Here is a 14,955-nt window from a genome sequence, read left to right as displayed (position 1 = left end):
GCGGTGCAATGGCGAGGTGTCGCAACGGTTACGCGCGCGTGCGGGCGCGCGGCGAAGCCATCATACTGGCGGGAAAGGACGCAAGGCGCGTCGGGCCGGCGCACAAAGGCGCGACCGGACGCCACAAGCAAGGAGGACGCATGCTCACGGGAGAGGCAATAGCCAAGATGGTGGACTTCTCGGCGGGAAACCTGCACGACGTTGACCACCTGCTGCACGTGTTTGGCCTGGCAAAGGCCATTGCGGAGGGCGAGGGGCTCGACGCGGGGACCTTGCACGTGATAGAGCTGACAGCTGTGGTGCACGACATTGCGTGCCCACTGTGCCGCAAGAAGTACGGTTCTGCGCCCGGCAAGCTGCAAGAGAAGGAATCCGCGCCGCTCGTGAGGGAGTTCTTCGCGGGAACGGACGAGCCCCAGGAGACCGTGGAGCGCATTGCGTGGGTCGTGTCGCACCACCACACGTACGAGCCGGTGGACGGCGCGGTGCACCAGGTGATCCTGGAGGCGGACTGGCTGGTGAACACGTCCGAGGCCGTGCGCGACGGCAGGCCCGCGCCCACGGGACCGGCTCCGTTCTTTGGCACGAAGACCGGGCTTGCGCTGTTTGCGGCCATGTTTGCGCCTGCGGCGTAGCGACGCACGGCGGCGCCCCGGAGCGCCGATGCGTGAAGCTCGTGTTTGTTTGACATATCAACCTTGACACGTCAACCGATGAGAGTAGGCTAGCTGCCGACTAAAGGTTGACATGTCAAGGAGAGGCACTATGCAGCAACAGACCGACGTGCCGTCAGAGGGACGCTCCCTCAGCGACACGCACATGATGCTCTACCGCGCGCTACATGCGCAGACAAACTACCTGCGGCCGCGAATGGCCAAGATCGGCCTGGGGCCGGGCCAGCCCAAGATCCTGGGATACCTGCGCGTAAACGGCCCGTGCAGCCAGCGGGCGCTCGCGGAGTACTTCGAGCTTGACCCCGCGGCCGTCAGCCGCATGCTCGCCTCGCTCAGCCAGAGCGGCTTCGTGCGCATGACACGGGGAGAAGACCGTCGCACCAGGCTTGCGGAGGTCACCGGGGAGGGCAGGGCTGCCCTGGCCGAGTGGGACCGGTGCTGCGACGAGGAGGGCGCGACCATGCTCGCGGGCTTCTCGCCCGAGGAGGTGGCCCGGCTGCAGGACTACCTAGGCCGCATCCACGCGAACCTGCGGCGCGCGAACCGCGGCACCGCCCCCGACAAGGAGGCGCTGTGATGGAGGACCTTCGCTATGTGGCGCGCTACCTGCGCGGATACCGGCTTAGCATGCTGGCGGCGACGCTCCTGATCGTGGGCGAGACCATCGCGGAGCTCGCGATCCCCTTCCTGATGGCGCGCATCGTGGACGTGGGGATCGCGTCGGGCAGCCTGGCGCTCGTGCTTGCGACGGGCCGTCGGATGGTGGCGGTGGCGCTTCTGGCAGGCGTCTGCGGCCTTGGGTACTCGCACTTCTCGGCCAAGGCCGCCATGGGCTTTGGCGCCAACCTGCGCGAGGCGGAGTACGCCCACCTGCAGGGATACGCGTTCTCTAACCTGGACGAGTTCGAGTCTTCCTCGCTGGTAACGCGCCTGACCACCGACATCACCGTCATCCAGAACGCGTTCGTGATGGGCGTGAGGCCGCTTCTGCGCAGCCCCGTCATGCTGGTGGCCGGCCTGGCGCTGGCGTGCACCATGAGCGCGCGGCTCGCGGTGGTGTTCTTCGTGATACTGCCGTTTCTTGCGGTTGCGCTGGGGCTCATCGTGCACCACGTGGCGCCGCAGTACGCGGTGCTGCAGGGCGTGATGGACCGCCTGAACGAGACGCTGCAGGAGGACCTGGTGGCCATACGCGCCATCAAGGCGTACGTGCGCGAGGGCCACGTGGCGGAGCGCTTCGAGGACGTGAACGCATCGCTTGCAGACACCGCGACGCACACGTTTGGCGGCGCCGTCCTGAACATGCCCGTGTTCCAGGCGGCCATGGCCGTGGCGAACGTGGGGCTGCTGTGGTTTGGCGGACAGATGGTCGCCTCCGGCGAGATCGGCGTGGGCACGCTGACCGGCTTCATGAGCTACGTGCTGCTGATCATGAACTCGCTCAACATGATATCGAGCGTGTTCCTGCTGCTTGCGCGCGCGATAACGAGCGTGGGACGCGTGTGCGAGGTTCTGCGGGAAGAGCCGGCCATGGACCCAAACCCCACGGGCGCGAAGGAGGTGTCGGACGGCTCCGTGGAGCTGCGCGACGTCTCGTTCAAGTACAGCGCCTCCGCGCGCAGGAACGTGCTGGAGCACGTGTCGCTTCGCTTTGAGCCAGGCTCCACCGTCGGCATCCTCGGCGGCACGGGGTCGGGAAAGTCGTCGCTGGTACAGCTGCTGCCGCGCCTGTACGACGCGACGGAGGGCGCCGTTTACGTGGGCGGGCGCGACGTGCGCGACTACGACGTGCACGCCCTGCGCGCGGGCGTGGGGATGGTGCTCCAGAAGAACGTGCTCTTCTCGGGCACCGTACGCGACAACCTGCGCTGGGGCAACCCTAAGGCGTCTGACCAGGAGATACTTCAGGCATGCCACGTCGCGTGCGTGGACGAGTTCCTGGACCGCATAGGCGGGCTCGACGCCGACCTTGGCCACGGCGGCGGCAACGTATCTGGCGGGCAGAAGCAGCGCCTGTGCATCGCGCGCACGCTGCTGGCGCACCCCAAGGTGATGGTGTTCGACGACTCCACCAGCGCCGTGGACACCGCGACGGACGCCCGCATACGCGCGGGGCTCGCACGCCTGCACGGCGTGACGAAGGTGATCATCGCGCAACGCGTGAGCTCCGTCATGGACGCGGACCAGATCGTGATCCTGGACGACGGCCGCGTGCACGCAACGGGGACGCATGCGCAGCTGCTTGCGAGCGACCCCATCTACCAGGAACTCTATTACTCGCAGAACACCACGGGGGATGATGGCGATGGCGCAGAGTAAGGCATCGGGCGGCGCGCGGCCCAAGGACATGCGCCGCACCATGAGGACGTTCGTGGGCTACATGGGACATGCGAAGTTCCACATGCTCGCCGTGGCCGTGCTGGTGACGGTCGCGGGCGCGGGCAACCTCGCGGGAACGTACATGATCAAGCCGGTCGTGAACCGCATCGCCGCCGGCGACGCGGCGGGCTTCACGGCGGACGTCGCGGCGACGGCGGCCATCTACGCGGTGGCCGTGGCGGCGGCGCTCGCGTACACGCAGGTCATGGTGCACGCGGCGCAGCACATCGTGTTCGACATCCGCCGCGACCTGTTTGGCCACATCATGCGCCTGCCGGTGTCGTTCTTCGACCGCACGCGCAACGGCGACGTGATGAGCTACTTCACCAACGACGTCGACACCATAAGCGAGGCGCTCAACAACAGCTTCGCCAACATGATGCAGGCGGCGGTGCAGACGGTGGGCACCCTGGTGCTGCTGCTGGTGCTCAACTGGCGGCTCACCCTCGTGACGCTCGCGTGCGACGCGGTCGTGGTGCTGTACACGCGCTTCTCGGGCAGGCGCTCCAAGCGCTACTTCGCCGCGCAGCAGACCACGCTCGGCGCGCTGGACGGCTACGTGGAAGAGATGATGTCCGGCCAGAAGGTCGTGAAGGTCTTCAACCACGAGGGCGCGAACCTCGCCGGCTTCCGCCGCCTCAACCAGGACCTGCGCCGCACGGGGACCAGCGCGCAGGCCTACGCCCTCACCATGGTGCCCAGCACCGTCGTGATCGGCTACGTCAACTACGCCGCCGTCGCCGTGCTCGGCGCGATGATGGCAATCGCCGGCCAGACCGACGTGGGCAGCCTCGCCTCGTACCTGGTGTTCGTGCGCCAGGCCACCATGCCCCTCAACCAGCTCACGCAGCTTGGCAACTTCGTGCTCACGGCGCTTGCCGGCGCGGAGCGCGTGTTTTCCGTGATGGAGCTTCCGCCCGAGGTGGACGAGGGCAAGGTCGTGGTGCAGCACGCACACGACGCGGAACTCGCTGGAGGCGAGGGCGCGCCGGGCGAGAAGGACCTCCCCCGTCGCATGGCGGCCGGCGCGGCCGGATGGCGCTGGGTGCTCCCGGGCGGCGGGGCCGTGCCCCTTGCGGGCGATGTGCGCCTGGACGACGTCACCTTTGGCTACGAGGACGGGCAGACGGTGCTCTCGCACCTTTCGCTCTACGCGAAGCCCGGCCAGAAGATCGCGTTCGTGGGGTCCACAGGCGCGGGCAAGACCACGATCACCAACCTCATAAACCGCTTCTACGACGTGCGCTCCGGCTCCATCACCTACGACGGCATCGACGTGAGGGACATCCGCAAGGACGACCTGCGCTCCACCCTGGGCATCGTGCTGCAGGACACGCACCTGTTCAGCGGCACCGTCGCGGACAACATCCGCTTCGGCAAGCTCGACGCCACGGATGACGAGGTGCGCCACGCCGCGCGCATCGCAAACGCGGACTCGTTCATACAGAGGCTCCCCAACGGCTACGACACCAGGATCACGTCCGACGGCGCCAACCTCTCGCAGGGACAGCGCCAGCTCATAGCCATCGCGCGCGCCGCGGTGTCAGACCCGCCCGTCCTCATTCTGGACGAGGCGACGTCCTCCATCGACACGCGCACCGAGGCCCTCATCGAGCGCGGCATGGACGCCCTCATGCGCGGGCGCACCGTGTTCGTGATCGCGCACCGGCTCTCCACCGTGCGCAACGCGAACGCCATCATGGTGCTGGAGCACGGCCGCATCGTGGAGCGCGGCACGCACGAGGAGCTGCTGGCCCAGCGCGGCGAGTACTGGCAGCTCTGCACCGGCAAGCGCGAGCTAGACTAAGCCCCCGGCGGCTACGCCCCCGCCTCGGCGAGAAGGACCACCAGCCTGTCCCGGACCTCCTTCGCAACCGCGAGCTTGTACATGAGCCGCGACGGCTGCGGAGCGAGATGCACGTGGTAGCTGTGGTTCTTCTCGCCCTGGGCGTCCTTGCCCGTGCCCAGGCAGATGGCGAAGTAGACCTCGCCGGGAGTCGAGGCCGCGGGGTTCGCGGGGTCGACGTTTCCCATGGTGCCCGTCACGCCGATGCCGATGTTCGCGGCGTACGACCTGCGGCACGCCTGCGCCATGGCCTCGGCCGTCTGGGTGGAGTAGACGGTGTGCTCGCGGATGACCTCGGCCGGCACGCCGCACTTGACCTTCGCGTCGTTGCAGTACGTAACGTACGCGCCCCTCAGCACGGCCGACGCGCCCTCCGTGTCCGTTATGAGCGACGCTATCTGGCCGCTCGTGGCGCTCTCCATCGTGCTCACCTCAAGCCCGCGCGCAATGAGCTCGCGCGTGAGATCCGCGTACTCCGCGCGAACCAGCGCCTCATCGTAGGTGCCCTCCGCCTGTGCCATAGCGTTCACGTCCTCTCGCATGCGACGCCCGGGCGCGGCGCCCGGGTAGGATACGGCCAGCCTAGCACGCGTCAGGCACGCGCGTCTTGCACGCGCCGAAACGTCTGCAACACATCATCTATTACCTTGTGGAAATCACTACACCATATATAGTGGTATTGTGATGACAATTGCCCCAAATGGGCCCCGCCGACGGCCGGAAATCCGTGTCAAGTGGAGATTGTCCGCGTTCCGCAAAATGAATCAAACAAATTTCTTTTAAGCAGTTTCGCAATGCGTATTGAATCGCGCAATTTTTTGACCTGCAGCGACTTGGGTTTTCATCATGACTTTCGGCATGATTGACACAATAGGAAACCATATCTGGTGTTTTCAACACAAACGCACCACCACCAATTGTGGCATAGTAGTTCTGCACACCAAACGCAGCAGCAACGGCCAGTGGACGGCGCGTCGTGTGGCGCGCATTTTTTGGCTCCAAGCTGCCCGTTTACAACAATAAGGTGCGCATGGGCGCACCGTTGAACACACAAGATCGAGAGGCGACGGCATGAAGATCATCAAGAGGAACGGTTCCGAGGTCGAGTTTGACGTTCAGAAGATCGTGAACGCCATCAAGGCCGCGAACGCCGAGGCCCCCGCCGACGAGCAGCTCTCGGACCGCGAGGTCAAGTTCGCGTCCTACAACGTGCAGGACGAGTGCGCGGACGCAGGCCACACCGTGACCGTCGAGGAGGTCCAGGACCTCGTCGAGGACCAGCTCATGGCCCTCGACCGCTTCACCGTCGCCCGCAAGTACATCATCTACCGCTACGTGCAGAACCAGAAGCGCCAGAAGAACACGACGGACGACAAGATCCTCAGCCTCATCGAGGCGAACAACGAGGAGGTCAAGCAGGAGAACTCCAACAAGAACCCCACCGTCGTGTCCGTCCAGCGCGACTACATGGCCGGCGAGGTCTCCAAGGACCTCGCGATGCGCGAGCTGCTCCCCGAGGACGTGGTGAAGGCCCACGAGGAGGGCATCATCCACTTCCACGACGCGGACTACTTCGCGCAGCACATGCACAACTGCGACCTCGTGAACCTCGACGACATGCTGCAGAACGGCACCGTCATCTCCGGCACCATGATCGAGAAGCCCCACAGCTTCAGCACCGCATGCAACATCGCGACGCAGATCATCGCCCAGGTGGCGTCCTGCCAGTACGGTGGCCAGTCCATCTCGCTCTACCACCTCGCCAAGTTCGTCGACGTGTCGCGCAAGAAGATCCGTCGCCAGGTCTACGCCGAGATGGAGGCCATCGACGCGCACCCCGGCACCGACAAGATCGACCAGATCGTCGAGAAGCGCCTGCACGACGAGATCGCACGCGGCGTCCAGACCATCCAGTACCAGGTCGTCACCCTCATGACCACCAACGGCCAGGCGCCGTTCATCACCGTGTTCATGTACCTCAACGAGGCCCAGAACCCGCAGGAGAAGCACGACCTCGCCCTCTGCATCGAGGAGATGCTGAAGCAGCGCTACCAGGGCGTGAAGAACGAGGCCGGCGTCTGGATCACCCCTGCGTTCCCCAAGCTCATCTACGTGCTGGAGGAGGACAACGTCCACGAGGGCGACGAGTACTTCTACCTCACGAAGCTTGCGGCGAAGTGCACGGCAAAGCGCATGGTGCCCGACTACATCTCCGAGAAGAAGATGCGCGAGTACAAGCTGTCCAAGGGCGAGACCGAGGGCAACGGCGACGTGTACACCTGCATGGGCTGCCGCTCCTTCCTCACCCCGGACCGCTCTGGCAACGGCTACGACAACGTGGCCCGCGCCAAGAACTACGAGCCGGGCAAGCCGAAGTACTACGGTCGCTTCAACCAGGGCGTCGTCACCATCAACCTGCCGGACGTCGCGCTGTCCGCCGACCGTGACGTCGACAAGTTCTGGAAGATCTTCGACGAGCGGCTCGACCTGTGCCACAAGGCCCTGCGCTGCCGCCACGACCGCCTGTGCGGCACGCTTTCCGACGCCGCGCCGATCCTGTGGCAGTACGGCGCGCTCGCACGCCTCGACAAGGGCGAGAAGATCGACTCCCTGCTCTACGGCGGCTACTCCACCATCAGCCTTGGCTACGCCGGGCTGTACGAGTGCGTGAAGGCGCTCACGGGCCACAGCCACACCGACCCCGAGGGCGAGGAGCTCGGCCTTGCCATCATGCAGCACATGAACGACAGGTGCGCGGAGTGGAAGGCCGCCGAGAACATCGACTACTCCCTGTACGGCACGCCCCTCGAGTCCACCACCTACAAGTTCGCGAAGTGCCTCCAGCGCCGCTTCGGCGTCATCCCCGGCATCACGGACAAGGGCTACATCACGAACTCCTACCACGTGCACGTGACCGAGCACATCGACGCCTTCAGCAAGCTCGCCTTCGAGTCCAAGTTCCAGCGTCTCTCCCCCGGCGGCGCCATCAGCTACGTCGAGGTCCCGAACATGCAGGACAACCTCGAGGCGGTCGTGAAGGTCATGCAGTTCATCTACGACAACATCATGTACGCCGAGCTCAACACCAAGAGCGACTACTGCCAGGTCTGCGGCTACGACGGCGAGATCAGAATCGTGGAGGACGATGGCAAGCTCGTATGGGAGTGCCCCAACTGCGGCAACCGCGACCAGTCCAAGATGAACGTCGCACGTCGCACCTGCGGCTACATCGGCACCCAGTACTGGAACCAGGGCCGCACGCAGGAGATCAGGGACCGCGTGCTTCACCTGTAAGCGATGAAATGGGGTCCACCCCCTCGTGGACATGTTCGGCGCTCGCGCGTTGCGCTCGCTCGCTTCGCGAACCGCCGTCCACGAGGGGGTGGCCCCTTCTTGATATGCCAGATACAAGCGGACGAATCCTCGTGCAGAGAGATTCGTGCTTAATATTATGTACTTAATTAGGTACTATATATAGTACCTAATTTTTCTGGCAAAGGAGTCTCCATGGCTGCAATTTACTCGTCTGCCGCCCTCAAAACACGCCAGCGCGAAATAAAGGATATCGCCCGCAAAAACGTCGTCCACATCACGGAAAACGGAAACGCCGCCTTCGTGTTCATGAGCGAAGACCTCTTTGAGGAACGCCTGCGCGAGGCCGCCGAAGAGGCCGCTCTTTCGGAGCGTATGCGAGCCTGCATAAGGGCTTCGGATGATTGTTTCGACCGGGGAGATTACATCGAGGGTACCGACGCCTTCCTCAAAACCCTCGACGAACGGATGGCTGCCCATGGCTAGGGTGCTGTTCTCCCTCGCGTTCCTCGATGACGCCGAGACGGTCTATTCCCACCGCCTCAAAAAGCGCCTGGGGTCAGTTCTATCCATGATAGAATCCTTTCCCGATAGCGGCACACGCATAAAATCCAAATTTCTTGCAAGCAAATATGGCGATGAAACGCGTGTCTGCAATATCGAGCCATTCCATTTGGTCTACTCCTATGACCGGGAAGCCGATACGGTGTATATTCACGGTCTCATTCCACAACGCTCAGTTCACTAAAACCACTTCCAAAGGATCCACCCGATGAACTACGCCAACATCAAGTACTGCGACATCGCCAACGGCATCGGGGTGCGCACCACGGTCTTCGTGTCCGGCTGCCGCCTACACTGCAAGGGCTGCTTCAACGCGGAGGCCTGGTCCTTCTCGGCGGGAAAGCCCTTCGACCGCGCGGTGGAGGACAAGGTGCTGGAGAGCCTGCGTCCCTCGTACGTGAATGGCCTCTCCGTGCTGGGCGGCGAGCCCACGGAGCCGGAGAACGTCGCCGCGCTCGCGCCCTTCCTCGAGCGCGTGCGGAAGGAGCTGCCCGAGAAGGACATCTGGATGTACTCCGGGCGGACCTGGGAGCAGCTGACGGGAGACGGGGACCACGCCTCGCCGGACATGGACCGCGTGCTTGCGTGCCTGGACGTGCTGGTGGACGGTCCGTTCGTGCAGGATCTGTACGACATCTCCCTGCGCTTCCGCGGCTCGTCCAACCAGCGCCTGATCGACGTGCCCGCAACGCTGAGGGCACACGCGGACGGAACGCTCTGTGGTGCGAACGACGTGGTGGATTGGGTGGACGACCCCGTGTTCTCGACGCACGTCATGTAGCATTCTGGCCGTTGCCTGCACCTGTCTTGCGCTACATTTGAACCCAGGCCAAGACGAGGAGGCAAGATGTTCTGCACTAACTGCGGCGCCAAAATCAAGCCGGGAACGCGCTTCTGCCCGCAGTGCGGAGCAGACCTCTGTGCCATGGCGGACCCGAAGAGGCCGGTCGCCGGCGAGGCCCCGGACAAGGCGCAGGACCTGACGCAGCCCATGCCTCCCGCGCACGCCTCCTGGGAGCCAAGGCAGGCTGCGAGCGCTGATCCCACCCAGGCCGCCCAGGGCGAGCGACGGGCGGAGCCTGGGCAGGCAATGGCCGGCGGAGCCGTCGCGCCCAGAGAGGTGCCGCAGACGCCGGCTCGCCCGAAGGCGGGCTCGCTTCGCCCGGACCCGGAGCGCGGCGGACGCAAGGTCGCCCTCATCGCGCTTGGCGTGCTCGCGCTCTGCGCGGCGGCCGTGACGGGCGTGATCCTGGTCGTGATGCCGATGCTCAGCGCAAACCACAGGGAGCCCTCCATCGTGAGGACCGACGACTCGTCGAGCTCCGGCGGCACAAAGAAGATCACGCTGGGCGGCTCCGACGAGGACGACGCGGACTCCAGCTCCAGCGAGGAGCACGCGGGCTTCAAGGGCATCACCCGTGTCAGCGCGTCCTCGACGCTGCCGACGGACCAGTACGCGGACTACGGTGCCCAGAACCTGATCGACGGCAACGTCACGACCGGCTGGGCGGAGGGTGCGAGCGGCCTTGGCATCGGGGAGTCCGTAACGCTTTCCGGCAACGGGCGCCAGACCTTCTCGGCGTTCTCCATCGCGAACGGCTACCAGAAGTCCGAGAGCCTGTACTACAAGAACCCGCGCGCCACTAAGCTGGGCGTCTCCGTGGATGGCAAGAAGGTCATGGACGCCGACCTCCCCGACAACGAGTTTGGCTCGATCACCCGCTTCGAGCTGCCCGAGCCCGTCGACGGCAACTCCATCACGTTCACGATAGAGGCGGCGACGCCGGGATCGAAGTACAAGGACACCACCATCTCTGAGATCACGGTGTCATAGCGGCGCGACCACGCCGCCAGAAGAGGGATAGGGAACACATGGACCAGGCACGGGACAACATCTGGGCAATCGAGCACCGCCACTCCGTCAGGCGCTTCACGGGCGAGGCGGTGCCTACGGACGCCCGAGCCACGCTCGAGCAGGCCGTCGCCTCGGCAAACGCTGCCTCCGGCCTGCACATGCAGCTGGCCTGGGACGAGCCCGAGGCCTTTGCGACCATGCTCGCCCACTACGGCAAGTTCCAGAACGCCTGCAACTACCTTGCGCTGGTGGGGCCAAAAGGTCCGGACCTGGACGAGCTGTGCGGCTACTTTGGCGAGAAGATCGTGCTCCTTGCGCGGCGACTTGGCCTTGGCAGCTGCTGGGTGGGCGGCACGTTCAGCCGCAAGAGGACCCGCTGCAACGTTGGCGCGGGAGAGCGGCTCGTGCTGGTGGTCGCGCTGGGCATTGGCGTGGACGACGGACGTCCCCGCAGGTCGAAGGGCATAGGCGAGCTCAGCAATACCCACGGCCTCGTGATGCCGGACTGGTTCCAGCATGGCATGCAGGCGGCGGCGCTCGCACCCACGGCCCTGAACCAGCAGCACTTCATCTTCACGCTGGACCGCGACCGCACCCGCGTGAGTGCGCAGTCGACGGGCGGCTTCTTCAGCAAGGTCGACCTGGGCATCGCGGAGTGCCACTTCGAGCTTGCGAGCGGGCACGCCGTGGAGGGCTCTGCCGCGAGCCGTCTGGCTAGCAGCCGATAAGGCCCAGCCGCACGCACGCGTTGTAGATGCCGTCGCGGTCGACGTCGTCGGTAACGAAGTCCGCTTGCTCCCTCACCTCGGGGTTGCCGTTGCCCATGGCGACGGAGGTGCCGCACACGCCGAACATGCCGAGGTCGTTTCCGCCGTCGCCAAAGGCGATGGCCTCCTCCGGAGCGATGCCGTAGAGCTCGAGCACCTTGCGCACGGCACGGTCCTTTCCGCCGCCGCGCGGGAACACGTCCACGAACTCGCGGGTCCACCGGGTCATCTTGATGGAGTTGCACGCCCGCTTCACCACGTCGGTCTTGCCGGGCTCAAGAAAGACGTTCAGCTGGTAGATGTCCGCGTCCAGCGCAAGGGCGGGGTCGTCCTCCTCGTAGGTGAGGCCCACCTTCGCCTCGATGCTGCGCACCAGGTCGTCGTGGCCGCTCACGAACATGCGCTCTGCCGTCATGAACAGGCACTGGTACATGCCGTCCTGCACCTGCCCCACGATCGTGGCGATGTCCGCCTTGTCCATCGTCTCCTGGTACAGGATGCCGTCGCGGTTGAGGATGAACTGCCCGTTGAACAGGATGAACGCCTCGAGGCTGTCAAGCGGCACCTCCTCGACGGTGTACGGGGCGCGCCCGGTGCACAGGAAGCACTTCACGCCGTTCTGGCGCAGCTCCCGCAGCGCCACGAGGGTGGACTCCGGCACGCGATGCGTCGCGAACGAGATCATGGTCCCGTCCGCGTCGAAGAACGCAGCCTTGATGTTCTGGTCGATCTTCCACTCTGACATGTGGCTCTTCTCCCCTAGCGTCGTGTCTTGGTGGCCCTGGGGCCCGTCTTCTGCTGGCGCGCGTTTGCGAGGTAGAGCAGGTGCAGGCCCCGCAGCGTGAGCGTGGGATCCACGGTCGCGGGATGCTGGAGCAGTCCCACGATCACCTGCGCGCCGTCGCCGCACATCACGACGGGCGCCTCGCTGCCGAGCTCGCGCTCGATGCCGCGGACGAGCCCGTCTATGCGGATGGCCTCGCCCAGCACCACGCCGGAAAGCATTGCCTCGCGCGTGGACTTGCCGATCACGCGGGTGGGGACCTTCAGCTCTATCTGGGGCAGTCGCGCCGCCGCGCCCGCAAGCGCACGCATGCCAAGCGCCAGTCCCGGCGCGATGACGCCGCCGACAAACGCGCCGCTGGCGTCCACCACCTCCAGGTTGACCGTGGTCCCCAGGTCGACCGCGATGGCGGGGCTGCCCAGCGACTCGCGCGCCGCGATGGCGTCCGCGATGCGGTCCGGCCCCACCTCGGACGGGTCGTGGTAGTCCATGCGGATGCCCGTCTTGAGTCCCGGCCCGACCACGAGCGGCCGTGCGCCGCACGCGACGGCAAGGCCGCGCGTCCACGGCTCCGTGAGCGAGGGCACCACGCACGAGAGTATGGCGCCCACGCGCCCCGTGGCCGCGGCGGCCGCGCCGGCGTCGCGCCCCAGCACCTCGAGCGCGCGCTCCGCCAGCAGGCGCGCCTCGTCCGCGGTCAGGCGCTCCGGGGTCGTGACCTCGAACGTGCCCACGGGCTCCGCGTCGCGCGCGGCGTCGGGCGCAAACAGCCCCAACCGCGTACTGGTGTTGCCCACGTCCACCGCAAGCGACCCGCACGGCCCGTCCTTCTCGCCCACCTGCATCGCCCCGCCTTCCGCATGCTCGCACCTGTCTTGCGCGGACGCAGCGAGCCGACCGCGCGGGAGCGGCATGCGTCCCCGAGGGTTTCGCATCACGCCCGCCACCTGTATACTCTAACCGTTTGCCCTGCATGTCCGGCACGGCAGACGGTCCGGTAACCCGACTTCCCGACGCATTCCACGTCAAGGGGAAGCGGATATACGCAAAGGAGCTCACATATGGACAACGGTAACGGCCGCGCCCCGTGGCGCGGGCAGCTCACGCTGCGCGGAGCGATCATTGGCACCATAGGCTGCGTCATCATCACGGCGTCGTCCGCGTACACGGCCCTCAAGCTGGGGGCACTGCCCTGGCCCATCGTGTTCGCAGCGGTCATCTCGCTCTTCTTCCTCAGGCTTCTGGGCAACGCCAGCCTGAACGAGGCCAACGTCACCCACACCATCATGTCCGCCGGCGCCATGGTCGCGGGCGGCCTCGCGTTCACGCTGCCCGGTGCATGGATGCTGGGCCTTGCCAACCAGATGGGCTGGGTGCAGATGTTTCTGGTGGCGCTGTGCGGCACCGTGCTGGGACTCGTGTGCACCGCGCTCATACACCGTCACTTCATCGTGGAGGACGAGCTCGAGTTCCCCACTGGCACCGCCGCGGCCGAGACGCTGCGCGCGACGGAGGCCGGCGGCAGCACCGGCGCCAGGCTGTTCTGGTCCATGGGGCTCGCCGGCGCGTACAGCGTGCTGCGCGACGCCCTGGGCGTGGTCCCCACCATGCTGGCCCAGCTGCCCATCCCCGGCGTCAGCTTTGGCATCTACAACTCGCCCATGATGCTATCCGTGGGCTTCCTCGTGGGCTTCGTGCCGCTGGCATTCTGGTTCGGCGGCGCCGTGTTCGCCAACTTCGGACTGATAGGCGCGGGCAGCGCCCTTGGCCTGTGGAACGTGACGAGCGCCCAGGGCATCGTGAGCAGCCTCGGCATGGGCCTCATGATGGGCTCGGGCATCGCCACCGTCGTCAAGGACATCCTGCCGCAGGTGGGCACGTTCGTGCGCCAGGCCCGCCAAGACGCGCCGGGCGAGAAGAACGACCCCCAGTCGCTGGTGTCGGGCAACCTCCGCACGGACGCCGGGATCTTCGGCGTGGCCACCGCGGCCGTGGCCGTCCTCGCGTGCCTGGGGCTTGGCCTTTCTCCCCTGGCTTCCGTCGTCGTGGTGGTGCTCACCTTCGTCACCACCATCATGAGCGCTCAGTCGTGCGGCCAGACCGGCATCGACCCCATGGAGATCTTCGGCCTCATCGTACTTCTGGCCGTGGCGGCTCTTGGCGAGCACAGCCAGGTCAGGCTGTTCTTCGTCGCGGGCATGGTCGCCGTGGCATGCGGACTCGCCGGGGACGTGATGAACGACTTCCGCGCCGGTCATCTGCTGGGAACCGACCCGCGTGCGCAGTGGCTTGGCCAGGCCCTCGGCGGCATCGTCGGCGCCGTCGTGGCGGCGGCCGTCATGTGCGCGCTCGTGGCGGCGTACGGTCCGGGCGCGTTCGGTCCGGGCAAGGCGTTCGTCGCGGCGCAGGCGTCCGTCGTCGCAACCATGATATCTGGCATCCCCAGCGTGCCCGCCTTCGTGATAGGGCTTGCGGCCGGCATCGCGCTCTATTGGGCAAAGCTCCCTGCCATGATGGTGGGCCTTGGCGTCTACCTGCCGTTCTACATGTCCCTTACCGCGTTTCTGGGCGCGCTCGCGAAGCTCGCCTACGATGCCGTCTGGCACCGCAGGAACGCCTCGGCCACCGCGGGCGCAGACGATGCGGAGCTCGAGCGACTCTCTGCGGAGCATGAGCAGAACGGCCTCGTCGTCGCGTCCGGCGTGCTTGGCGGCGAGTCCATCGTGGGCGTGGTCATCGCGTTCGCGTCCGTCATCATGGGGCTCGCAGCCTAG

At 65.9% G+C, this 14,955-nt stretch carries 14 protein-coding genes; 11 read left to right on the top strand and 3 right to left on the bottom strand.

The window, feature by feature from the left end; genetic code table 11:
• Window positions 1–140: 140 nt before the first annotated feature.
• From HF885_RS00830 to HF885_RS00815, 4 genes are all read left to right on the top strand, one after another.
• Window positions 141–635, top strand: coding sequence for an HD domain-containing protein (locus HF885_RS00830; RefSeq protein ID WP_170103086.1), 495 nt, complete (start codon window positions 141–143; stop codon window positions 633–635).
• A 130-nt stretch (window positions 636–765) separates the two neighbouring features.
• Window positions 766–1,251, top strand: coding sequence for a MarR family winged helix-turn-helix transcriptional regulator (locus tag HF885_RS00825; protein ID WP_206109709.1), 486 nt, complete (start codon window positions 766–768; stop codon window positions 1,249–1,251).
• Window positions 1,251–2,993: an ABC transporter ATP-binding protein gene (locus HF885_RS00820; protein WP_170103085.1), complete on the top strand. Its 1,743-nt coding sequence runs from the start codon at window positions 1,251–1,253 to the stop codon at window positions 2,991–2,993. Before HF885_RS00825 ends, HF885_RS00820 begins: the two co-directional genes overlap by 1 nt.
• On the top strand, window positions 2,980–4,860 hold the full coding sequence (locus tag HF885_RS00815) for an ABC transporter ATP-binding protein (protein ID WP_170103084.1): 1,881 nt from the start codon (window positions 2,980–2,982) through the stop codon (window positions 4,858–4,860). Before HF885_RS00820 ends, HF885_RS00815 begins: the two co-directional genes overlap by 14 nt.
• Window positions 4,861–4,871: 11 nt before the next feature.
• On the opposite strand, the gene HF885_RS00810 is transcribed toward HF885_RS00815, so the two are convergent.
• Window positions 4,872–5,420 (bottom strand): CinA family protein, encoded by a 549-nt coding sequence (locus HF885_RS00810; RefSeq protein ID WP_170103083.1) that lies wholly within the window; start codon window positions 5,418–5,420, stop codon window positions 4,872–4,874.
• Between the two features lie 550 nt (window positions 5,421–5,970).
• Here HF885_RS00810 and nrdD point away from each other — a divergent pair.
• The 6 genes from nrdD (at window position 5,971) to HF885_RS00780 (ending at window position 11,358) form a co-directional block, all read left to right on the top strand.
• The gene (nrdD, locus tag HF885_RS00805; RefSeq protein ID WP_170103082.1) at window positions 5,971–8,193 is read left to right on the top strand and encodes an anaerobic ribonucleoside-triphosphate reductase; all 2,223 of its coding nucleotides are present in this window, start codon (window positions 5,971–5,973) and stop codon (window positions 8,191–8,193) included.
• A 213-nt stretch (window positions 8,194–8,406) separates the two neighbouring features.
• A complete protein-coding gene (locus HF885_RS00800; RefSeq protein ID WP_170103081.1) occupies window positions 8,407–8,697 on the top strand; it encodes a hypothetical protein in 291 nt (96 codons plus the stop codon).
• Window positions 8,690–8,959, top strand: coding sequence for a type II toxin-antitoxin system RelE/ParE family toxin (locus HF885_RS00795; RefSeq protein WP_170103080.1), 270 nt, complete (start codon window positions 8,690–8,692; stop codon window positions 8,957–8,959). Before HF885_RS00800 ends, HF885_RS00795 begins: the two co-directional genes overlap by 8 nt.
• Before the next feature lie 24 nt (window positions 8,960–8,983).
• Window positions 8,984–9,556, top strand: a complete 573-nt coding sequence (gene nrdG / locus HF885_RS00790; RefSeq protein ID WP_170103079.1) for an anaerobic ribonucleoside-triphosphate reductase activating protein — start codon at window positions 8,984–8,986, stop codon at window positions 9,554–9,556.
• A 66-nt stretch (window positions 9,557–9,622) separates the two neighbouring features.
• Complete coding sequence (locus HF885_RS00785; protein WP_170103274.1) at window positions 9,623–10,609, top strand: NADase-type glycan-binding domain-containing protein; 987 nt, start codon at window positions 9,623–9,625, stop codon at window positions 10,607–10,609.
• Between the two features lie 38 nt (window positions 10,610–10,647).
• Window positions 10,648–11,358 carry a nitroreductase family protein gene (locus tag HF885_RS00780; protein WP_170103078.1) on the top strand — a complete coding sequence of 237 codons (711 nt, stop codon included), beginning with the start codon at window positions 10,648–10,650 and terminating at the stop codon, window positions 11,356–11,358.
• Here the strand turns inward: HF885_RS00780 and HF885_RS00775 are convergent.
• Both HF885_RS00775 and HF885_RS00770 read right to left on the bottom strand, forming a co-directional pair.
• Window positions 11,345–12,142, bottom strand: coding sequence for a Cof-type HAD-IIB family hydrolase (locus HF885_RS00775; RefSeq protein WP_170103077.1), 798 nt, complete (start codon window positions 12,140–12,142; stop codon window positions 11,345–11,347). The genes HF885_RS00780 and HF885_RS00775 overlap by 14 nt on opposite strands.
• 14 nt (window positions 12,143–12,156) lie before the next feature.
• Window positions 12,157–13,026, bottom strand: coding sequence for a type III pantothenate kinase (locus HF885_RS00770; protein WP_170103076.1), 870 nt, complete (start codon window positions 13,024–13,026; stop codon window positions 12,157–12,159).
• A gap of 216 nt (window positions 13,027–13,242) precedes the next feature.
• Here HF885_RS00770 and HF885_RS00765 point away from each other — a divergent pair, with 216 nt between their 5' ends.
• Entirely contained in the window at window positions 13,243–14,955 is a 1,713-nt protein-coding gene (locus HF885_RS00765; protein ID WP_170103075.1) for an OPT/YSL family transporter, read from the top strand.

The sequence above is a fragment of the Parafannyhessea umbonata genome (assembly GCF_012844235.1).
GTDB lineage: Bacteria > Actinomycetota > Coriobacteriia > Coriobacteriales > Atopobiaceae > Parafannyhessea.
The sequence above is the reverse complement of the archived record's forward strand: the minus strand, read 5'-3'. Positions and strand labels throughout refer to the sequence as shown.

What these genes read in the sequence shown, in the direction of transcription:
- HF885_RS00830 (WP_170103086.1), top strand. Translation starts at nt 141, where the DNA reads ATGCTCACGGGAGAGGCAATAGCCAAGATGGTGGACTTCTCGGCGGGA.
- HF885_RS00825 (WP_206109709.1), top strand. Translation starts at nt 766, where the DNA reads ATGCAGCAACAGACCGACGTGCCGTCAGAGGGACGCTCCCTCAGCGAC.
- HF885_RS00820 (WP_170103085.1), top strand. Translation starts at nt 1,251, where the DNA reads ATGGAGGACCTTCGCTATGTGGCGCGCTACCTGCGCGGATACCGGCTT.
- HF885_RS00815 (WP_170103084.1), top strand. Translation starts at nt 2,980, where the DNA reads ATGGCGCAGAGTAAGGCATCGGGCGGCGCGCGGCCCAAGGACATGCGC.
- HF885_RS00810 (WP_170103083.1), bottom strand. Translation starts at nt 5,420, where the DNA reads ATGGCACAGGCGGAGGGCACCTACGATGAGGCGCTGGTTCGCGCGGAG.
- nrdD (WP_170103082.1), top strand. Translation starts at nt 5,971, where the DNA reads ATGAAGATCATCAAGAGGAACGGTTCCGAGGTCGAGTTTGACGTTCAG.
- HF885_RS00800 (WP_170103081.1), top strand. Translation starts at nt 8,407, where the DNA reads ATGGCTGCAATTTACTCGTCTGCCGCCCTCAAAACACGCCAGCGCGAA.
- HF885_RS00795 (WP_170103080.1), top strand. Translation starts at nt 8,690, where the DNA reads ATGGCTAGGGTGCTGTTCTCCCTCGCGTTCCTCGATGACGCCGAGACG.
- nrdG (WP_170103079.1), top strand. Translation starts at nt 8,984, where the DNA reads ATGAACTACGCCAACATCAAGTACTGCGACATCGCCAACGGCATCGGG.
- HF885_RS00785 (WP_170103274.1), top strand. Translation starts at nt 9,623, where the DNA reads ATGTTCTGCACTAACTGCGGCGCCAAAATCAAGCCGGGAACGCGCTTC.
- HF885_RS00780 (WP_170103078.1), top strand. Translation starts at nt 10,648, where the DNA reads ATGGACCAGGCACGGGACAACATCTGGGCAATCGAGCACCGCCACTCC.
- HF885_RS00775 (WP_170103077.1), bottom strand. Translation starts at nt 12,142, where the DNA reads ATGTCAGAGTGGAAGATCGACCAGAACATCAAGGCTGCGTTCTTCGAC.
- HF885_RS00770 (WP_170103076.1), bottom strand. Translation starts at nt 13,026, where the DNA reads ATGCAGGTGGGCGAGAAGGACGGGCCGTGCGGGTCGCTTGCGGTGGAC.
- HF885_RS00765 (WP_170103075.1), top strand. Translation starts at nt 13,243, where the DNA reads ATGGACAACGGTAACGGCCGCGCCCCGTGGCGCGGGCAGCTCACGCTG.